At 64.6% G+C, this 21,265-nt stretch carries 14 protein-coding genes; 6 read left to right on the forward strand and 8 right to left on the reverse strand.

Going from position 1 to position 21,265, the window contains the following annotated elements; translation table 11 throughout:
* Positions 1-114: 114 nt before the first annotated feature.
* The 7 genes from AC56QP_RS04095 to hutI form a co-directional block, all read right to left on the reverse strand.
* Complete coding sequence (locus tag AC56QP_RS04095; protein ID WP_497100773.1) at positions 115-8,703, reverse strand: glycoside hydrolase family 94 protein; 8,589 nt, start codon at positions 8,701-8,703, stop codon at positions 115-117.
* Positions 8,704-8,970: 267 nt separating this feature from the next.
* On the reverse strand, positions 8,971-9,558 hold the full coding sequence (locus tag AC56QP_RS04100) for a HutD/Ves family protein (protein ID WP_489860835.1): 588 nt from the start codon (positions 9,556-9,558) through the stop codon (positions 8,971-8,973).
* Positions 9,559-9,570: 12 nt separating this feature from the next.
* Complete coding sequence (gene hutU / locus AC56QP_RS04105; protein ID WP_489860834.1) at positions 9,571-11,244, reverse strand: urocanate hydratase; 1,674 nt, start codon at positions 11,242-11,244, stop codon at positions 9,571-9,573.
* Positions 11,241-11,615: a hypothetical protein gene (locus AC56QP_RS04110; RefSeq protein WP_489860833.1), complete on the reverse strand. Its 375-nt coding sequence runs from the start codon at positions 11,613-11,615 to the stop codon at positions 11,241-11,243. The genes hutU and AC56QP_RS04110 overlap by 4 nt, the downstream gene beginning before the upstream one ends.
* A 27-nt stretch (positions 11,616-11,642) precedes the next feature.
* On the reverse strand, positions 11,643-12,461 hold the full coding sequence (gene hutG / locus AC56QP_RS04115; RefSeq protein WP_489860832.1) for an N-formylglutamate deformylase: 819 nt from the start codon (positions 12,459-12,461) through the stop codon (positions 11,643-11,645).
* Positions 12,461-14,002: a histidine ammonia-lyase gene (hutH, locus tag AC56QP_RS04120; protein WP_489860831.1), complete on the reverse strand. Its 1,542-nt coding sequence runs from the start codon at positions 14,000-14,002 to the stop codon at positions 12,461-12,463. The genes hutG and hutH overlap by 1 nt, the downstream gene beginning before the upstream one ends.
* Positions 13,999-15,231 carry an imidazolonepropionase gene (hutI, locus tag AC56QP_RS04125; protein ID WP_497100772.1) on the reverse strand — a complete coding sequence of 411 codons (1,233 nt, stop codon included), beginning with the start codon at positions 15,229-15,231 and terminating at the stop codon, positions 13,999-14,001. The genes hutH and hutI overlap by 4 nt, the downstream gene beginning before the upstream one ends.
* A 98-nt stretch (positions 15,232-15,329) precedes the next feature.
* Between hutI and AC56QP_RS04130 the strand changes: the two genes are divergently transcribed.
* Positions 15,330-16,682, forward strand: a complete 1,353-nt coding sequence (locus AC56QP_RS04130; RefSeq protein ID WP_497100771.1) for a formimidoylglutamate deiminase — start codon at positions 15,330-15,332, stop codon at positions 16,680-16,682.
* Entirely contained in the window at positions 16,679-17,419 is a 741-nt protein-coding gene (gene hutC, locus AC56QP_RS04135) for a histidine utilization transcriptional repressor HutC (protein ID WP_489860829.1), read from the forward strand. Before AC56QP_RS04130 ends, hutC begins: the two co-directional genes overlap by 4 nt.
* A gap of 36 nt (positions 17,420-17,455) precedes the next feature.
* Here hutC and AC56QP_RS04140 read toward each other — a convergent pair whose 3' ends face one another.
* Positions 17,456-17,800, reverse strand: a complete 345-nt coding sequence (locus AC56QP_RS04140; RefSeq protein WP_091577489.1) for a RidA family protein — start codon at positions 17,798-17,800, stop codon at positions 17,456-17,458.
* A 226-nt stretch (positions 17,801-18,026) separates the two neighbouring features.
* On the opposite strand from AC56QP_RS04140, the gene aztA reads away from it, so the two are divergent.
* The 4 genes from aztA to AC56QP_RS04160 all read left to right on the forward strand — a co-directional run bounded on the left by aztA (position 18,027) and on the right by AC56QP_RS04160 (position 21,263).
* Positions 18,027-18,848 (forward strand): zinc ABC transporter ATP-binding protein AztA, encoded by an 822-nt coding sequence (aztA, locus tag AC56QP_RS04145; protein WP_489860828.1) that lies wholly within the window; start codon positions 18,027-18,029, stop codon positions 18,846-18,848.
* Complete coding sequence (gene aztB / locus AC56QP_RS04150) at positions 18,848-19,723, forward strand: zinc ABC transporter permease AztB (protein ID WP_489860827.1); 876 nt, start codon at positions 18,848-18,850, stop codon at positions 19,721-19,723. The genes aztA and aztB overlap by 1 nt, the downstream gene beginning before the upstream one ends.
* A gap of 32 nt (positions 19,724-19,755) precedes the next feature.
* Positions 19,756-20,697, forward strand: coding sequence for a zinc ABC transporter substrate-binding protein AztC (aztC, locus tag AC56QP_RS04155; protein ID WP_489860826.1), 942 nt, complete (start codon positions 19,756-19,758; stop codon positions 20,695-20,697).
* A gap of 143 nt (positions 20,698-20,840) precedes the next feature.
* Positions 20,841-21,263, forward strand: a complete 423-nt coding sequence (locus AC56QP_RS04160) for a YeeE/YedE family protein (RefSeq protein WP_489860825.1) — start codon at positions 20,841-20,843, stop codon at positions 21,261-21,263.
* Positions 21,264-21,265 lie beyond the last annotated feature (2 nt).

A 21,265-nucleotide genomic window follows, 5' to 3' on the forward strand; every position in this document is an offset into this window, starting at 1 on the left:
CCGCGCTCTCGGACACGGCGCCAAGCGACTTGGCGCCGTGTTCCATCGTGCCGTCGTCCCCAAAGCCGCTTCACCCGGGAGTCAAGCCGAGGGCGTGCTGCCGGGCGACATGCGTCAGGCCGGGATTCTGATGACGACGTCAGCAACCTCGCCACTTTTTAGCTCAACCGTCGAAACCTTGGTCTTTGCCCCATTCAGCTCCAATGAAACCGTCTTGGTCTTATTGTCGCGGATGACGCGAACCCTGAGTTCCGCGCCCAGCATCTTGAGGGTCGCCGAATACCCATCCCAGTGGCTGGGGAGCTTCGGCTTGAACTGGACGCGCTTGCCACGCCGTTCGATGCCCAGGATGCCTTCGACCGCCGCCCTGTAGAGCCAGCCGGCGGAGCCGGTGTACCAGGTCCAGCCGCCACGGCCGCCCTTGTCGTCCCCGGCGTAGATATCGGCCGCAACCACATAGGGCTCGACGCGATAGTGCTCGGCCGAAGCCTCGTCGATCGCATGGTTGACCGGATTAAGCATCGAGAAACAGCGATAGGCCTCGTCGGTCAGCCCCATTTCGGCGAGCGCGATGACGAACCATGTGGCGGCGTGGGTGTACTGGCCGCCATTCTCGCGAACACCGGGTGGATAGCTCTTGATGTAGCCCGGATCCTTGTCCGTCTTCGAGAAGGGCGGCGTGAACAGCTTGACGATGTTGAGCTTGTCGTCGACGAGCAGCTTCGTCGCCTGCTCCATTGCCGTCGTCGACCGCGCCGGATCGCCCTCTCCCGAAAGCACGCTCCAGGACTGGGCAATCGAGTCGATCTTGCACTCCTGCGAGGATCGCGAGCCGAGCGGCGTGCCGTCATCGAAGCTGCCGCGCCGGTACCATTCGCCGTCCCATGCCGTACTCTCAAGCGCCCGCTTCAGCGCATCGGCGTGCTTTGCCCAGGCTTGCGCATGCTTGGCATCACCCTCGGTCTTGGCGACGGCGGCGAAGTCGCCCAGCGTCTTCAGCAGGAACCAGCCCAGCCAGACGCTCTCGCCCTTGCCCTCCTCGCCGACGCGGTTCATGCCATCGTTCCAGTCGCCGCCAAGGATCAGCGGTAGCCCGTCGGGGCTGCTGCGCTTGATGGCAAGATCGAGCGCTCGCGCGCAATGATCGTAGAGCGAGGCCGTCTTCTTCGAAACTTCCGGAGTGAAGAAGGCATCGTGCTCGCCCTCGCCCAGAGCCTGTCCGTCGATGAAGGGCAGTTGCTCCTTCAGGATGGTGGCGTCGCCGGTCACCAGCAGATAGCGCGCCGTGGCACGGGCCAGCCAGACCACGTCGTCGGAGATCATGGTGCGCACGCCGGCGCCGGTGCGCGGCAGCCACCAGTGCTGCACGTCGCCTTCGGGGAATTGCCGCCGCGCGGCGTTCAGGATCTGGTCACGCGCCAACTGCGGATCATGCGCCAGCAACGCCAGCGTGTCCTGCAACTGGTCGCGGAAGCCGAAGGCGCCACTTGCCTGATAGAAGGCGGAGCGGGCGCGGATGCGGCAGGCCAGGCTCTGATAGGGCAGCCAGTGGTTGACCATGGCGTCGAGCGCCTTGTCCGGCGTCTCGACCTGGATGGTGTCGAGGAAGCCGCGCCACTCGCGCTCGTTGTCGGCCAGCCGCTTGTCGAAATCCTTGGCCCGGTGCTGCTGCACCAGGGCGCTGGCTTCCTCGACGGACTCGGCATCGCCAAGCAGCCACAGCAGCGTCACGTCGCCGCCGGCCGGAATCTCGATGTCACGGGCGATCGCCGCGCAAGGGTCGTCTCCAGCTTCGACACGGCCCGTGAGTGCCGCGCCACTCAGCACCGCGTGCGGAAGCTCGCTGGTGCCGTGCCGGCCGAGGAACTCCGAGCGGTCGGTCGTCACCGAGTGCACGCCACCGTCGGCGGCCAGGAAGGCCACTCGCTCGCTGAAATCGAGCCCGTAGGGGTTTTGCGCCAGCAACGCACCGGTGGCAGCGTCGCGGGACGGGACGATGGTTGCCGCCGTGCGCGAGCGATGCCCGCCGAGCACCCATTCGGCATAGGTATAGACACGCAGCCGCGCCGGCACCGAACCGGAATTCTGGATGCGCAATCGCGAAATCTTCACCGGATCGACCGGGTCGACGACATAGGTGAGATCCATCGACAAGGGCCCGCGCCTCGAGCGGAAAGTCGAGAAACCCTGGCCGTGCCAGGCCTCGTAGGTCATCGAGGGATCGCGCACCACGGCGGCGAGCGGCGAGAACGCCTTGCCGCTGGCCTGATCGTAGATGTAGAGGCCCTCACCCGGCCGGTTCGAGACCGGGTCGTTCGACCACGGTGTCAGCTGATAATCGCGGCTGTTGCGGCTCCAGGTAAACGCAGCGCCCTCGGCCGAGATATGGAAGCCGAACGAAGCATTGGAGACGACGTTGATCCACGGCTGCGGCGTGGTGCGCCGGCCGGCGAGGCGCACGACGTAGTGCCGCCCGTCGCCGTCAAAACCGCCAAAGCCGTTCCACTGGCTGAGCCCGCTTCCGTCGGCGCTGGCATTCGCCACCGCCTGCGAGGCAAAGGCATGCGCCATCGGCGCAAGCGACGGCAGGTCGCGCGGGACCAGCGATCCTGCCGGCTGCAGGGGTTCGCGCGCCTGCAGGGCAGCCGCCTCCGCCCGCTCTATCTGATCGAAGATGGTGCCGTTGCGCGTGTGCAGGACGACGCGGGCGACGGCGAGCAGCGTCTTGTAGGTGGTCTCGTCCATCAGGTCGCGGCGGACCGCGAAAATGTGCTGGCGAGGCCCGAGTTCCTTGCCGCGCAGGCGGCTGTTTTCGCACAGCGTCTCGACCGCACGCTGCAGGTCCTGGACGTAGGAGGAGGCCTGCTCGTTGACGACGACGAAATCGATCATCATGCCGCGGGTGCGCATGTACTCCTGGAAACGCAGCGCCTGGGCGACGATCTCGAGGTCGGCGACGTCGCCGATCCTGACCAGGAAGATCGGGAAATCGCCCGAAATGCTGGTCGGCCACAGGCTCGACTGCTTACCCAGCCCCGAGGCGATGGATTCGGCGGGGAGACGCAGGAACGGATCCGGATAGATCAGATAGCGCGCCAGCTTCTGCACGTTTGCGGCATCGGTCAGGCTGAGGCCCATATGGCGGGTCTGCACCTGGCTGCGGGTCCAGGCGAGCATGGCCTGGCGAGCGAAACTCTCCGGATGGTCGAGCCGGGCGACGGCCTCCTCCAGTTCAGTGCGGCTGGCGCCGACGACGGTCCAGAAGGTCAGGGATATCTTCTTGTTGGCAGGCACGCGCACCTGGCGGCGCAGCGCGGCGACGGGATCGAGCGTGAAGCCCGAATGGCCCCCAAGCCTGGCGCCCGGATCGAACGCGGCCGCATCGACGATGGTGCGGCCACGGCCGATGAAGGCTCGCCTGTCGGTCTCGGCCTCGGCATCACGCGCCAATCCCGACGGATCGGTGACGAAATGCACCATGGCGACATCGGGCTCGCTGGTTTCGCGCTTGCGCCGCGTGGCGAAGATCGCACTGTTGTTCGATGCGATCTCGGTCTCGACGAACATCTTCGAGAAGGCCGGATGCGCATTGTCCGAGGCCTCCAGCCCGAGCACAAGTTCGGCAAAGGAGGTCACTTCGATGTGACGGTCGGATGGGCCGTCATTGTAGAGGGTGACCCGACGGCCCTCGCCATTTCCTTCCGAAATGACGATGCATTCGACCTCGGAGCGCAAGGTGCCCACCGATTTGACGAAGCTCGCCTTGTCGTCGGAGAACAGGGTCTGCGCCTTTTCCTCGGCCGCGTGCTTCGGCTCCGCGGTCGCCGACCACCAGTCGCCGGTGCCGGCATCGCGCAGGAAGATGTAGGAGCCGAGCCGGTCCTCGGTAGGGTCCGGCTGCCAGCGGGTGATGGAGAGATCGCCCCAGCGGCTGTAGCCGGACCCCGTGGCGGTGACCATCACCGAATAGCGGCCGTTGGACATCACACTGGTCGAACGCAGCGCCCGCAACGGATCGAGCACGATGCGGGTGTCGGGGCTCTCGATCTCGGTCTCGTCCTTGGCGCGTTCGTCGGCCTCGGTCCTGACGGTCGCGGTCGGGATGTCGCGCGGCGCCCGCTCCTGCAGCAAAAGTTCGGCGGATTCGATGACCGGATCGCTGTGGAACCGGTCGCGCATCCGGCCTTCGAAGATGGCGTCGGCAACCGCCACGATCGACATGCCAGAATGGTGCGCCATGTAGTTCTGCACGACGACATGATCGGTGCCTTCCGGCACGCGCTGCGGCGTGAAGTCGACGGCATCGTAGTAGCCGTGGCGGCCTAGCGCGCCGACCTCCCGCAACCGCGCGAGGTTCTGCACGGCTTCACGAGGGTTGAACTGCGCCGCCAGCACGGTCGCGTAAGGCGCGATCACCGTGTTCTGGCCGAGACCACGCTTCAGCCCGAGGCCAGGGACGCCGAAATTGGTGTACTGGTAGGTCAGTTCGCGGTCGCGGGCGTTGTAGGCTGCTTCCGAAATGCCCCATGGCACGTTCTTCTGGCGGCCGTACTGGATCTGACGCTTGATAATCAGCTTGCTGGTCTGGTTGAGAATGCTGCCTTGCGGCTCCTTCATCACCAGCGGCGGCATCAGATACTCGAACATCGAGCCGGACCACGACATCAGCGCGCCCTGGAAGCCGATCTCGACGATCGGTCGGCCAAGACGGAACCAGTGCTCGGTCGGCAGGTCGCCCTTGGCGATGGCGAACAGGCTGGTCAGCCGCGCCTCGGAAGCGAGAAGGTCGTAGCAGCTTTCATCGAGCTGGTGTTCCTCGACACGGTAGCCGATCGACAGCAGCTTGCGTTCAGGCCGCATCAGGAAGGAGAAATCCATTTCGAAGGCAAAGCGGCGCGTGCGCTCGCGCAAGGTCAAGAGCTTGGCGCGCAGGGCCTCGACGGCGTTGTCATCGCTGTGCGCGTCATGGACATGCGCCTCACAACTGGCTTCCAGCCTTGCCGCCCAATCGACGATGATGTCGCTCTGGGCCGATGCGGCCTCGGTGTGGATGGCAGCGGCGAGTTTGCGGATCTCGCCGGCCAGCACGGCCAGATTGATGGTGCGGATCGACGCCATTTCCGGCTGCGCCTTGATGGTCTCGACCGCGCGCCGCATGCCGTCGAGACGGTCGGCCAGGCGCTGACGCAACGGGCGCAGCTGGCGGCGGTCGTCGGGCAAATCGTCGAGGCTTTCGCTGAGGATGGTGACCGTGTCGAGGATGCCTTCGAAATCGCCCTGGAGGTGGACGGAGGGCGCTTCCGCCCACTCGGCACAGGCTGCCGCCACCGCCACCAGATGGCCGGCAAGATTTCCGCTGTCGACAGCGGAAATATAGAGCGGATAAAGCGGCTTCAGCGTCGTCGTGTCATACCAGTTGAAGAGGTGGCCACGGTCGCGCGGCATGCCCTCGATGGTGGTCATCGTGGCGTCGATGCGGGTAATGGCATCGGACAGGCTGATCCAGCCGAAGTCTCGCGCCGAGACGACGGACAGCAGATAGACGCCGATATTGGTTGGCGAGGTGCGTGGCGCCACGACCGGCGCCGGACTTTCCTGGAAATTGTCCGGCGGCAGATTGTGATGCTCGGCCGTTACGAAGCTCTCGAAATAGTGCCACGTGCGCCGCGCCACCGTGCGCAGCGCATGGATGTCGGCGGCTGAGATGCGCAGCCGGTCCTCGGTTTCGGCCGAGCGGCTGATCCAGGCGGCGATGGCCGGCGAGGCGATCCAGAACAGGGCGAAGAAGAAAGCGACGAAGGCGCCGGTGGAATCGGCAAGCACCGGTATGGCGAGACCGACGAAGCCGATGATCACGGCGCCATACATCATGCCGTAGTAGGAACCGAGATCATTGTCGCCGCTCTTGTGCGCCTGCGAGGCGGTGCGCCATTCCAGCAGGTTCTGGCGGCTGACCAACAGCCGGTAGAGCGTGCGCACGATGGCGTCGCCCATCATCCAGGCGTTATGCGCCATCAGCACGATCTTGAGCGCCACCATGGCGGTGCCGAAGGCGACGTCACGCGCCAGCGCCGAGAAATGACCGCGCGGCGTCTGGTCGCCGCTCTTGGGCAGGATGGCGTTGACGACGTCGAATGTCGGCGCCATGAACAGGCTGAGGATGAGCAGGGCCTGCCATTGCGCGGCCTGCGTGAAGGGCAGCAGCGTCCAGCCGGCGATCGCCGCCATCACCCAGAAGATCGGCGTCAGCGAGCGGCGCAGGTTGTCGACCATCTTCCAGCGCGACAAGGCCGGCACGCCGGGGCGCGGATCGAGGATGAAGCCAAGAAGCTGCCAGTCGCCGCGCGCCCAGCGATGGTGACGCGACGCGTCGACCGAGTAGCGTGTCGGGTAGTCCTCGACCAGCTCGACGTCGGTGACCAGCGCCGAGCGCGCCAGCGCACCTTCGAGCAGATCGTGGCTGAGGATGGTGTTTTCCTCGATGCGACCCTGCAGCGCCGCCTCGAAGGCGTCGACATGATAGAGGCCCTTGCCGGTGAAGGAGCCGTCGCCGAAGACGTCCTGATAGAGATCGGACACGGCAAACACATAAGGATCGAGGCCGCGATTGGCCGAGAAGACCCGCTGGAAGAACGACGCATCGTCACCACTGGTCAGCGACGCGGTGATGCGCGGCTGCAGGATGGTGTAGCCGGCCGTGACCACCCGCTTGGTCGCATCGAAATGCGGACGGTTGAGCGGATGGCAGAGCTTGCCGACGAGGGTCGCGACGGCGTCGCGGGTGGTGCGCGTGTCGGCATCGAGCGTCATCACATGGACGACGTTTTCCGGCAGCGGCACGTCGAGCGGCAGGAACGTGGTGTCGCTGTCGCCGCGCAGCAGGAGGTCGAGCTCATGCAGCTTGCCGCGCTTGCGCTCCCAGCCCATCCAGGCGCCCTGGGCGGCGTTGAAGAGACGGCGTCGGTGCAGGATGTAGAAGCGCGATGCGCCTTGCGAGGGATAGCGAGCGTTCAGGCGGGCGATCTCGGCGCGGGCGAATTCGAGTATCTCGGTGTCCGCAGCATCGATCTCGGTCTTGCTGTCGGGCCAGTCCGACAGCAGCGCGAAGTAGATTTCATCCGCCGTGTTGGCGAGGTAATGCACCTCGATGTTGCGGATGTTTTCCTCGACATCGTCGCGGGAGCCGATCAGTGATGGCACCACCACCAGGGTGCGCGCCTCAGGCGGTACACCGTGCTTGTAGTCGTAGCCGACGAGGCGCGTCGGCTTCAGGAACAGCGATGCGACGGTGTTGAAGAAGGCGAGCGCACCCTCGCTGGCCGGCACCGCGAACAGCGCCAGCATCAAGACGATCGACGGCACCGACAGACCCAGATTGGCCAGGGCGTTGCCGGAGAGGACGAGAAGCAGAGCCGTCAGCGCAAACACCGGTACGACGATGCCAAGCCATCCGGTCTTGCGGAACGCGCGTTTGGTCGTCTGGCTGACCGTCGGCCGGTAGCCGATCGCCTTTTCCAGTTCGAGCCGGCGCGGGCCGACAAGAAAGAAACCGACATCGGTGTGGGCGGACGCAGCCGGAGCGGCATCGCCTTCACTATGACCAATGATGGTCCCGCTGGCGGCGTGACCGGCCAGTTCGATGGCCTTCTCGGCGACGCGATATTCCGAAAGGTTCGAGCGGCGCGCCAGTTCCTCGATCGCGGTCCGGTACTGATCACGCGAGAAGAAGTCGAGCGCGGCGAAATCGGTGCGCTCGCGCAGCACGGTATCGATGCGGCTGACGCCTTCGAACCACACCGTCCAGTCGACGTCGTTGATGAGGCGCAGGCCGCGGATGATGTTTCCGGTCGTCACATTGCCGCTGGACAGCGTGTGATGTTCGGAAATGATGATTTCCTCGGCGTCGGAGCCGGTCTTTTCGAGCTCGCCTTCCAGCCACTCCAGGGCCTTGCCTGCGTTCTGCGATCCATCGCGCAAGCGGTAGAGCAGCTGGGTGGCGAAGGTGGTGTCCTGCGCGTGGGCGCTGAAGTTGGACAGGATCGCCTGACGGTCGGGGGTGTCGTCGGTCGCCAGAACCTTGTCCGCCACGTCGTTGGCGATCTGGCGCATCTGGCGGGTGCGATTGACCCTGACCGCCAGCCGGCGGAGATTTTCGATCAGGACGAAGCGCAACAATGAGGGCAGCGCCCAGAGTTCGCCGATCTTCAGCGGCTCGACCGACTGAAAGCCCTGGACGATCGACTTGAACATCGTCGCCGAGACGGAACTGTCCGAATGCGCCACATAGGTCCAGGCCAGCGCCAGCGCGCGCGGCACGCTGCCGCTATCGGGCAGTTTCAGGGTGGGCAGCTGGCGGTAGAAGCGGCGCGGCAGGTCGCGCTTGACCTGGAAGATGGTTTCTTCGACCAGATAGTTGTTGTCGAGAAGCCACTGTGCCGCCGGCGTGATCGTCTCGCCTCGCGCCTGCGCGGCGTTGGTCGAACGGTAGACCTCCAAAATCTTCTTGGCGCTGTCGCGGATACGGGCCTGAAAATCGAACGGCGTCAGGCCGAAGAGATCCGTCAGGTCGCCTTTTGCGAGGCTTTCGCCAAGCAGCCGAAGGCGGTCTTCGGGCAGGAAATTGGATCGGATCGGCTCTTCCGTGATTACCGGGAAGCTCGCGCTTGTCTTCTCGATTTGGGCAGGGTTCGTCTGAATATTCATTGAAAATTCCGTATGCGGCACTCAGCGGCGTCACCGCCACGGCAATGGCCCTAAAACCGATTCAAATGCAATTGGTTGCATAAACCCCAATTGCCGAAAGTTTGTTTCCGCACCACGACAGGGCGTCATCTCTCAGCAAAAATTCAAAGACGTGCGCCCCTGTTCCCGTCAAGATCGATCGACGAAGAGGATTCAGGCTTTTTCGTGATGCCGCTAGCAGCTTACGCTATATTTCGCCGGCATCGCGATCATGTTTGGAAACAAGCGTTAATCGTTGCCGGTGACGCCGCCGATCCGGATCACGAACAGCGTCGTGTCATGGACGGGTTGGACAAGCAGGCTGGCGGTATCCGGGCCAGGCAGCAGCGTGTCCAGCGGCCCGAGGCGAACCGGTTCGGTGCCGGGCACAGTGATTTCCCCATTCAGGCACAGGATGAGGTTTATCCTCGCCTTGGTCTTGATTTCCACCGGCGCCGAAACCGCCAGACGCTCGACCGAATGCGTCATCCGGCTTCGGCGGGTCATGACATTGAGATCGGTGATCGGCCCGCCAATCAGCGCGGCCGCGGTCGGCACGTCAGCCGGAAAGGAAAGTGGGGCGGTCGCCCTGGTGACTGATATCGGCGGGCGGCCGGCAATATCGAGGACGATGCCCTCGCCTTCGAGCACGGCAAGCGTGCGATCGATCCCGGCAAATTGCGAGAACGGGCCGCTGCCCTCGACGCGCGCCATCGAGACGCGCCAGTCGAAGTCTTCGAGCCCGGCGCCTGCAGGCGAGACGGCGATTTCCGTCGTCACGCCGCCGCCGTTCTTCCACGGCATCGACCGGTATTCAGATGCCCGCAGGACGCGCATCGGTTCAACCACTCACCCGAGAATGCCGGGGAGATTGAGCTGATGCTCCTTCGCGCACTCGATGGCGATGTCGTAGCCGGCATCGGCATGGCGCATGACGCCGGTCGCCGGATCGTTCCACAACACCCGCTCCAGGCGCCTGGCTGCCTCGGGCGTGCCGTCGGCGACGATGACCATGCCGGCGTGCTGCGAGAAGCCCATGCCGACGCCGCCGCCATGATGCAGCGACACCCATGTGGCCCCTGACGCCGTGTTGAGCAACGCGTTGAGCAGCGGCCAGTCGGACACCGCGTCCGAGCCGTCCTTCATCGATTCGGTCTCGCGGTTCGGCGAAGCGACCGAGCCGGAATCGAGGTGATCGCGGCCGATGACGACCGGGGCCTTCAGCTCGCCCTTTGCGACCATCTCGTTGAAGGCGAGCCCCAGCCGATGGCGGTCGCCAAGACCAACCCAGCAGATGCGGGCCGGCAGGCCCTGGAAAGCGATGCGCTCGCGCGCCATGTCGAGCCAGTTGTGCAGGTGGGTGTTGCCGGGGGTGAGTTCGCGCACCTTGGCGTCGGTCTTGTAGATATCCTCCGGGTCGCCGGAAAGAGCTACCCAGCGGAATGGGCCGATGCCGCGGCAAAACAGCGGGCGGATATAGGCCGGCACGAAACCGGGGAAAGCGAAGGCGTTCTCGAACCCCTCCTCCTTGGCCACCTGGCGGATGTTGTTGCCGTAGTCGAGCGTCGGCACGCCGGCGTTCCAGAATGCCACCATTGCCTCGACATGTTCGCGCATTGACGCGCGGGCGGCTTTTTCAACCGCTTTCGGGTCGGACGTCCGCTTCTCTCGCCACTCAGCCATCGTCCAACCCTTTGGCAGATAGCCGTTGATGGGGTCGTGGGCGGAGGTCTGGTCGGTGACCATATCGGGGCGGATGCCGCGTCTGAACATTTCCGGCACGATCTCGGCGGTATTGCCGAGCAGGCCGACAGACTTCGCCTCGCCGGCCTTGGTCCAGCGCTCGATCATCGCCATCGCCTCGTCCAGCGTCTCCGCCTTCTCGTCGACATAGCGGGTGCGTAGACGGAAATCGATCGAGTCCGGATTGCATTCGATGGCGAGACAGCAGGCGCCGGCCATGACGGCGGCCAGCGGCTGAGCACCACCCATGCCGCCGAGACCACCCGTCAGGATCCATTTGCCCTTGAGATTGCCGCCATAATGCTGGCGGCCGGCCTCGACGAAGGTCTCGTAGGTGCCCTGCACGATGCCTTGCGTGCCGATATAGATCCACGAGCCGGCCGTCATCTGGCCGTACATCATCAGGCCCTTCCTATCGAGCTCGTTGAATTTTTCCCAGGTCGCCCAGTGCGGCACAAGGTTGGAGTTGGCGATCAGCACGCGTGGTGCGTCGGGATGGGTGCGGAAGACGCCGACCGGCTTGCCCGACTGGACCAGCAAAGTCTCGTCATCGGCCAGCGTCCTCAGGGAGGCGACGATGCGGTCGAAGTCGTTCCAGGTGCGCGCCGCCCGGCCGATGCCGCCATAGACGACCAGTTCGTTGGGGTTTTCGGCGACGTCCGGATCAAGGTTGTTCATCAGCATGCGCAGCGGCGCTTCGGTCAGCCAGGAGCGTGCGCTGATTTCCGTACCACGCGGGCTGCGGACTTCACGGATGTTGTGGCGAGGATTGTTCATCATTGTCCCTTTCGAATGAGGTGCGCGGCGTTGCGGTGGCCGTCAGCGCTGATCCAGGTGACCTGCTCATGGGCAGGGTCGGATGTATCGATGGTCATGGCGTAGCAGGCCCAGATGTCCGAGGGCGGCCACAGCGAGCAGTATTGGTCGCCACGCACGTCCCAGCGACCCTGCGACTGGGCGCCGGCTTTCGTGTAGATCGTGGCGCCGCCATCGTCGAAGCTCTGCGCCCAGTCAGGGCCTTCGACACGGGCACCTTTCAAGGTGGCGAGAATGTCAGCGCCCTTCATGGCCACTTCGGCGGCGGCCGCCGGAACGACCGCGGCCGAGAGCAGCCCGACGGCAAGAACAAATCTCCTGGCATGTCCGGTCATGGCATCCATCCCGAAAGCGTTGCCTGATCAGCGTTGCGCCCAGGCAATCGCGGTCTTAAGAATCTTTTCCAGCGTTGCGCGGATCGGCGCCGCGAACTCGGCATCGTAGGGAACCGGCCAATTGTCAGGCGCGCCCTTGCCTTCCGGCTCGCGCATGTAGCCACGGTTTGACAGCTCCATCTGCAGCGCATGGATGCCATCTTGAGGCTGACCGAAATGGCGCGTGATCCAGCCGCCCTTGAAGCGGCCGTTGACGACAGAGCTTTCGCCGGTTTCGGCCATGATCCGGCCGACCATCGCCTGCAAGTCCGGGTCAGCGCTCTTGCCGTCATTGGTGCCGAGATTGAACACCGGCAGCGTGCCCTCGAACAGCCGCGGCAGCACCGAGCGGATCGAGTGGCAGTCGTAGACGACGATCGTCTGGTGCAAGGTTCGCAGCCTGTCGATCTCGTCTTGCATGGCGGCATGATAGGGCACGAAGAATTTCTCGCGCCGCTCATCGACCTCCGACGGCCCCGGCTCCTCGCCCTCGCGGTAAAGCGGATCGCCGTCGAAAGTCTCGGTTGGGCAAAGCCCGGTCGTCGTCTGGCCGGGGTAGAGCGAGGCGCCGGACGGATCGCGGTTGACGTCGATGACGGTGCGCGAGATCGCGGTGTGAACGACAGTCGCTCCGAGGCCCGCGGCGAAGTCATAGAGCTTGTCGATCCACCAGTCGCAATCGCGGCGGCCGAGCCAGGGCGACACCAGCCGATTCTCGAGGCCGGCGAGGTCGATGCCGGTGTGCGGAATCGACACCAGCAGCGGTGCCGTGCCGCGCGTTACCGTGAGCCAGGGCGTTCTGGACATCATGCCGCTCCCGAAATCGACGGCAGTGCTATCGCGCCGGCAGCCCTGACTGTCGCGCCGCTGCGCACCATGGCGATGGCCTTTTCCATGTCGGGATGGAAATGCCGGTCATTGTCGAGATGCGGCACCTCGGCCCGGACCAGCTTGCGCACCGCTTCGAGCGCGGCGCTCGACGCCAGCGGCTGATGGAAGTCGCAGCCTTGCGCGGCGGCCAGCAATTCGATGCCGATCACCGCCGTTGCATTCTCGATCATGCCGATCAACCGGCGCGCGCCATGCGCGGCCATCGAAACGTGGTCTTCCTGGTTGGCCGAGGTGGGAATGGAATCGACGCTGGCCGGATAGGCCTTCTGCTTGTTCTCCGAGACAAGAGCAGCCGCTGTCACCTGCGGGATCATGAAGCCTGAATTCAGGCCCGGCTTCGGCGTCAGGAAGGCCGGCATGCCCGACAGCGCGGGATCGACCAGCATGGCGATGCGGCGTTCCGACAACGAGCCGATCTCGCAGACGGCGAGCGCGATCATGTCGGCGGCAAAGGCCACCGGCTCGGCGTGGAAGTTGCCGCCGGAAAGTGCCGTGTCGTCCTCGGCGAAGATCAGCGGATTGTCGGTGACGCCATTGGCCTCGGTGCCGAGCGTGTCGGCTGCCTGCCGCAGCACGGTGAGTGCCGCACCCATCACCTGCGGCTGGCAGCGCAAGCAATAAGGATCCTGCACGCGCTCGTCGCCGACCCGGTGCGATTCACGGATGGCGCTGCCGGCCATCAGGTTGCGCAAGGCGTCCGCCGTCTCGATCTGGCCACGGTGCTTTCTCAGCAGGTGGATGCGCGGATCGAAGGGGGCGTCGGAGCCCCTTGCCGCGTCGGTCGACAGCGCACCGGCGACCAGCGCCGACTGGTAGAGCACTTCGGCCTCGAACAAGGCGGCGAGCGCATAGGCCGTTGAAAACTGCGTACCGTTGAGCAGCGCCAGCCCTTCCTTGGCGCCCAGCGTCACCGGCTCCAGCCCGTGCGAGACAAAGGCGACCTTGGCCGGGAAACGGCCATGCGGGGTAAAGCATTCGCCGACGCCGATCATCACCGCCGTCATGTGCGACAGCGGCGCCAGATCACCCGACGCGCCGACCGAACCTTGCGCCGGCACCACCGGGATGACGTCGTTGGCCAGCATCGCTTCGAGCAACTCGATGGTTTGCGGCCGCACCCCGGACGCGCCCTGCGCCAGGCTGGCGAGCTTCAGCGCCATCATCAGCCTGCAAACAGCTGATGGCATCGGCTCGCCGACACCAGCGGCGTGCGACAGCACGATGTTGCGCTGCAAGGTCTCGAGATCCTCGGCGGGGATGCGGACGCTGGCCAGTTTGCCGAAGCCGGTGTTGATGCCATAGACCGGCTCACCCTTGGCAACGATCCGCGCCACCGCCTCGGCACTCGCCTTGATTTTTGGCTTGCAGGCATCGTCCAGCTTCGGCACGGCGCCGCGATAGATGGCGCGCCAGTCGGCCAGCGTCGCATTGCCGGGCTTGAGGGTCAGTTCGGTCATTGTCCTCTCCAGATACGGGCATGCAGCGGGTTGAAACCCATGCGGTAGACGAGTTCGGCGGGGCGCTCGATGTCCCAGATCGCCAGGTCGGCGGATTTGCCGGCTTCGAGCGTGCCGGTTTCGCCAAGCAGGCCCAGTGCACGGGCGGCCTCGCGGGTGATGCCGGCAAGGCATTCATCGACCGTCAGGCCAAACAAGGTCGCCGCCATGTTCATGGTCAAAAGCAGCGAGGTCAGCGGCGAGGTGCCGGGATTGTTGTCGGTGGCGACGGCCATCCTGACGCCGTGCTGCCGGAACAGGCCGATCGGCGGTTTCTTTGTCTCGCGGATAAAGTAATAGGCGCCGGGCAGGATCGTCGCCACGGTTCCCGCCTTCGCCATCGCCGCCGCACCGGCCTCATCGGTGTATTCGAGATGATCGGCCGACAACGCGCCGTAGCGGGCGGCGAGTTCGGCCCCATGCAGGTTGGACAATTGGTCGGCATGAAGCTTGACCGGCAGGCCTGCCACCTTGGCGGCATCGAAGACGCGCGCCATCTGCTCCGGCGAAAAAGCGATACCTTCGCAAAAACCGTCGACGGCATCGGCCAGCCCTTCGGCGGCGACCGCCGGGAGAATTTCTTTTGCGACCAGATCGATAAAGGCGTCCTTGTCGCCCTTGGCTTCCGGCGGCAGCGCATGGGCGCCAAGGAAGGTTGTGCGGATCGTCACCGGGCGTCTGTCGCCCAGCTGGCGGGCGGCACGCAGCGACTTCTGCTCATTTTCGAGGTCGAGCCCGTAACCGGACTTTACTTCCACCGTGGTTACGCCCTCGGCGATCAGCGCATCGAGGCGAGGCAGCGACTGCGCGACCAACTCATCCTGGCTGGCGGCACGTAAAGACTTGACCGAGGAGACAATGCCGCCGCCCGCTTTTGCAACTTCTTCATAGGTGGCGCCGGCCAGCCGCATCTCGAACTCGTTTGCACGGTTGCCGGCGTGGACAAGATGGGTGTGGCAATCGATCAGGCCAGGCGTGATCCAGCGGCCCTCGCAATCGACCGTCTCGTCCGGAGCAAGCGTTGCGGGCATCTCCGATTCGGGACCGGCGTAGACAATGCGGCCGTCACGCGCGGCGACCGCGCCATGTTCGACAACGCCAAGTCCGGCAGAACTTTTGGCCATGGTGACAAGGCGCGCATTGCGCCACAGGCGAAGCCCCCCTGCCCGGCGTTTGCTCTCTGCAACCATCATCTTTTCCGTTTCAATCGGCAGCGATTATGTATATACATATTGAAACGCACTGCAAGCGCTATCATCGCATGAGAGACAGAGAACGGGAGAGAAAAGTGACTGATATCTTCGCGGAACAGGCACTCCTTCCCGATGGCTGGCACAACAATGTGCGCATCACCCTCGCCAAGGGATGCATCGCAACTGTCGAGCCTGAAAGCATTGCGTTGGCCGGCGACGAACGCCACTCTATCCTGCTGCCCGGCATGCCCAATCTGCACAGCCACGCCTTCCAGCGCGGCATGGCCGGATTGGCCGAGCTTCGCGGCCCCTCCGCCGACAGTTTCTGGAGCTGGCGCGAGGTGATGTATCGTTTCGCGCTGTCGATGACGCCCGATCAGGTCGAGGCAGTTGCCGCGCAGCTCTATGTCGAGATGTTGGAGGCGGGTTTTTCACGAGTCGGCGAATTTCACTATCTGCATCACGACCGCGACGGAAAACCCTACGCCAACCTCGCCGAGATGGCCGAGCGGATCGCGGCCGCGGCCAGCGAAACCGGTATCGGCTTGACGCTGCTGCCGGTGTTTTACGCACACTCCTCTTTTGGCGGCGCGGCCCCCAATGAAGGCCAGCGGCGATTCATCAACGATGTGAACCGGTTCTCCCGGCTTGTTGAGAAAAGCCGGGAATGCGTTGGCACTTTGAATCAGGCCGTCGTCGGCGTCGCTCCGCATAGTTTGCGTGCTGCGACACCGGAGGAGTTGACCCAGGTCGCCGCCATAGCGCCTGACGGACCAATCCACATCCACATCGCCGAGCAAGTGAAAGAGGTCGAGGATTGCCTTGCCTGGTCCGGCGCGCGTCCGGTCGAGTTTCTGCTTGGCCATGCCAAGGTCGACCAGCGCTGGTGCCTGATCCACGCCACGCACATGACAGATGCGGAAACGGTCGGGATGGCGAAGAGCGGCGCCATCGCCGGCCTTTGCCCGATCACCGAGGCCAATCTCGGCGATGGCACCTTCGCCGCGCCGCTGTTTAAAGAACATGGCGGCCGTTTTGGCGTCGGCTCCGATTCCAACGTTCTGATCGGCTTGCCCGACGAGTTGCGCCAGCTCGAATATTCGCAACGCCTCGCGCATCGTGCCCGCAATGTGCTGGCGGTCGCCGGTGGCTCGACAGGTCGCGCGTTGTTCGACGCCGCAGTTGACGGCGGCAGCGCCGCCCTTGGTGCCGGCGCGTCCGAGATTTCCGCTGGCGCATCCGCCGATCTCGTCTCGCTCGATGCCAATGCCCCCTCATTGGCCGGCAAGACGGGTGACGCGATCCTCGATGCCTGGATCTTCGCCAATGGCAGCGAGGTCGACTGCGTTTGGGTGCATGGCAAAAAACAGGTCAGCGGCGGCCAGCATGCAGGACGCGAGGCCATCGCCGAGCGTTTTCGCAACGTGATGACGGCGCTCTCGGCATGAGCGTGACCGAGACGGCGGATGCGGAAGGTGGCGGCTCGCTGCACCAGCGCATCCTGTCGGATATTAGCGAGAAAATCCTGTCCGGCGCCTGGGCGCCCGGTCACCGCATCCCGTTCGAACACGAATTGACGACCGAGTACAATTGCTCGCGCATGACAGTGAACAAGGCGCTGTCGCAGTTGGCCAAGGCCGGACTGATCGAACGCCGCCGCCGCTCAGGCAGCTTCGTCCGCCGGCCACAGTCGCAGGCAGCCGTGCTGGAAATCCACGATATCCGGATCGAGGTCGAGGCGCTTGGCCTGCCCTATCGCTACGAGCGCGTGGCGCGGCACAAGAGGCGCAGCAGCGCAGAGGATCGCGGTTTGCTGGAACTCGGTGCCGTCGGATCGGTGCTGGCGCTGGAATGCCGGCATTTCGCCGGCAAGCGGCCGTTCGCGCATGAGCAGCGGCTGATCAACCTGGCCGCCGTGCCAGAAGCGATCGACGAGGAATTCCTGGCTATCGCGCCTGGGCCGTGGCTGATCGGCCGCGTGCCGTGGAGCGAGGCCGAGCACCGCATCCGCGCGGTTGCCGCCGACAGGCAAATCGCGGCGGCGCTCGACATCGAGGCCGGCGCGCCTTGCCTGGTCGTCGAGCGTCGGACATGGAGCGCGGAGCACCCGGTCACCCACGTCCGCTTTATCTACGCGGCCGAGAGCCACACGCTGGTGGCCCGGTTCAGGCCCTCGCAGGGGTGACTACCTCCCCTTGCGGGAGGGTAATCGGGCCGCGGCTCAGATCGCCGCCGTGATGATGATCTCGACCAGATATTCCGGTCCGGCGAGCTTTGCTTCACCGGTGGCGCGGGCCGGGGTGTTGCCCTGGGGCACCCACTTGTCCCATTCCGAGTTCATCTCGGCAAAGGTGCTCATGTCGGCCAGCCAGATGATCGCCTGCAGAATCTTGGTCTTGTCCGAACCGGCCTTGGCCAGCAGTTCATCGACGGCCGACAGGATGTCCCTGGTCTGCGAAGCAACGTTCCCACCCGGCTGACCAACCTGACCGGCCAGATAGACGGTATCTCCGTGAATGACGATCTGGCTCATGCGCGGGCCAACATCGATGCGACGAATGCTCATGGGGCGTTCCTTCCTGTTATCGGTGGCGCCTCTTTAGAGTTGCCGCCGGCTTCGGGCAAGGCCGCCCGATCAAATCCCCTTGGGCCAACGGCGTGTGACATCCGTACACAGCAAGTTGACCCGGCAGCCGCAACTCCGCTCGAGCGGCTTGTTGACTAATGTAATAACATCACATATCCAATCGACCGCTGGCAGCAGCCGGATTTCGCCGCCCCCGTGGAACGACATGACCCAGACCTGCCTGACATTCCGCGACCTGACGCTTGGCTACGGCAGCCACCCGGCGATCCATCATCTCGATGGCACCATCCGCAAGGGCTCGCTGACAGCCGTGGTCGGCGCCAACGGCTCCGGCAAATCGACGCTGATGAAAGGCATTGTCGGCGTCTTGAAACCGATGGCCGGCGAGGTCATCCGCGCCCCCGGCGTGCGTGCCGCCTACCTGCCGCAGCAATCGGAACTCGACCGCTCCTTTCCCGCCCGCGTCGTCGATCTGGTCTCGCTTGGCCTGTGGCCAAGACGCGGCCTGCTCGGCCGCTACACCAAGGAAGATCGCGATGACGTCAGCCAGGCGCTGATGGCCGTCGGCCTAGCCGGCTTCGAAAAGCGTCCGATCGACACGCTGTCGGGCGGCCAGTTGCAGCGCACGTTGTTTGCCCGCGTGCTGTTGCAAGACGCCGACCTCATCCTGCTCGACGAGCCGTTCAACGCCGTCGACGCCAAGACGGTCGGCGACCTGATCGCGCTGATCAAGCGCTGGCATGGCGAGGAACGCACCATCATGGTGGTGGTCCATGATCTGGACCTGGTGCGCCAGAATTTCCCCGAAACGCTGCTGCTGGCGCGCCAGCCGATCGCATGGGGCGAGACCAGGGAGACACTGAAGCCGGAAAACCTGTTGCGCGCCCGCCGCTTCCACGAGGCCTGGGAAGAGAACGCGCCCTGGTGCGAGCCGGAGGGCCATGATCATGCCCATGATCACAGTCATGGGCATACACATGATCATAGCCATGATCACCATCACGACGCCGGACCGAGGGCTGCCTGATGGACATGCTTTACGGCCTCTTCATCGCGCCGTTCGCTGACTTCGGCTTCATGCAGCGGGCTCTTGTCGGCTCGCTGATGCTGTCGCTCGGGGCTTGCCCGGTCGGCGTCTTCCTGATGCTGCGGCGCATGAGCCTGTCGGGCGACGCCATGGCGCATGCGATCCTGCCGGGTGCGGCCGCCGGCTTCCTGCTCTATGGGCTGGAAATCCTGCCGATGACCATTGGCGGCCTGATCGCCGGTATCATCGTGGCGCTCGGCGCCGGTGCCGTCTCACGTTTCACCATCCAGCGCGAGGATGCCTCGATGGCGGCCTTCTATCTGATTTCGCTCGCCATCGGCGTGCTTATGGTGTCGATCCGCGGCTCAAGCGTCGATCTCATGCATGTGCTGTTCGGCACCGTGCTGGCGCTCAACAATGAAGCGCTGACGCTGATCGGCGGCATCGTCGCGGTGACTTTGGTCAGCCTCGCCATCTTCTGGCGGGCGCTGGTCGCCGAGTGCCTCGATCCGCTGTTCCTGCGCTCGGTCAGCCGCTTGGGAAGCCCCGTGCATTTCATCTTTCTCGGCCTCGTCGTGCTGAACCTCGTCGGCGGCTTCCAGGCGCTCGGCACCTTGCTGTCGGTCGGACTGATGATGCTGCCGGCCGCCGCCGCCCGCTTCTGGACCGTGCGCGTCGAGCCGATGTGCGTGCTGGCGGTGCTGATCGGCTTTGCTTCCTGCATCGCCGGGCTGCTCTTGTCGTATCACGCGTCGCTGCCGTCCGGCCCGGCCATTATCCTGTCCGCCGGCGTCGTCTATTTCGCCTCGATCCTGTTCGGTACGCGCGGCATTTTGCGTGCGCGCATCATCCATCACCGCCACAGAACGGCCTGATCCTCACCCCTGCGCCTAAAGGAGACCCGCTTATGCTGAAATCGATCCGTGCCGCCCTGGCGATGAGCGTTATAACATTAATCGCCTTCGGTGCATCGTCGGCCTTCGCGGCACCGCTGAAAGTGGTCGCCAGCTTCACCGTCATCGCCGATTTCGCCAAAAATGTCGGCGGCGACCGCATCAATGTGACCACCATCGTCGGGCCGGATGGCGACGCTCATGTGTATGAACCGAGCCCGGCCGACGCGGTGGCCATGGCCAAGGCCGACATCGTGCTGGTCAACGGCCTGCATTTCGAAGGATTTCTGCAGCGGCTGGTCGATGCCAGCGCCACCAAGGCCTCGATCGTCACCCTGACCAAGGGCGTGACGCCGATCGATTTCAAGCCTGAATTCGCCGACGCCGACGCGGCCGAGGGCGCCGGTACCGGCGGCGGCAAGACGGTCACGGATCCCCACGCCTTCCAGTCGATCGCCAATGCAAGGATCTATGTGAACAACATCGCCGAAGCCTTCTGCGCGGCCGACTCCGAAGGCTGTGTCAGCTACCAGACCAATGCCGCCGCCTACATCAAGAAGCTCGATGCGCTGGAAGGCGAAGTGAAAGCCGCGATCCAGTCGATCCCCGAGGAGAAGCGCGTGGTCATCACCTCGCACGACGCCTTCGGCTATTTCGAACACGAATACGGCCTGATCTTCCTCGCCCCGCAAGGCATCTCGACCGACTCCGAACCGTCGGCCGCCGATGTCGCCAAGCTGGTCACCCAGGTGAAGCAGGACAAGGCCGCGGCGATCTTCGTCGAGAACATCACCAACCCGCGGCTGATCGAGCAGATCGCCAGCGAAACCGGCATCAAGGTGGGCGGCACGCTCTATTCGGATGCGTTGTCGCAACCCGACGGCCCGGCTTCGACCTATATCGACATGATGCACAACAACATCCGTCAGATCAAAGGCGCCATTCTCGGCAGCTGACGCGGGCCCCCTCGGAAAGGCGGAGCCAATCTCCGCTTTTCCGTTTCCGCTCCGGGCAGCGCGAGTTGGATTCTCCGCCGGAAAAGTCTATCTGCGCTCTGGTATCGATCCGCGCGGATCGAAAGCGGATCGAAAGCGTTGCCATGACAGACTTCACGCCTTTCCAGTCGCTGCTTGGCGGCGCCCTCATCGGCCTGTCGGCAGTGCTCTTGATGGCGTTGCATGGACGGATTGCCGGGATGACCGGCATCCTGTCCGGCGTCATCCCGCCGCTTTCTCCTGAATGGCGTTGGCGGGCCGCCTTTCTCGCCGGCGCCGTGGTGGCGCCACTTCTCTATCAAGCCATTGGCGGGCACATCGCCTTCAGTGTGCCGGTGCCGACGCTGGCTCTTGTCGGTAGCGGCTTCCTGGTCGGCATCGGCGTGCATTTCGGCGGCGGCTGCCCGAGCGGCCACGGCATTTGCGGCATGGCGCGGCTGTCGCCACCCTCCATCATTGCCGTCGCGATCTTCATGATGACCGCCTTCGCCACCGTGTTCCTTGTTCGCCACGTGATCGGGAGCTGAGG

Source organism: Mesorhizobium sp. RCAM 05104 (genome assembly GCF_059683645.1).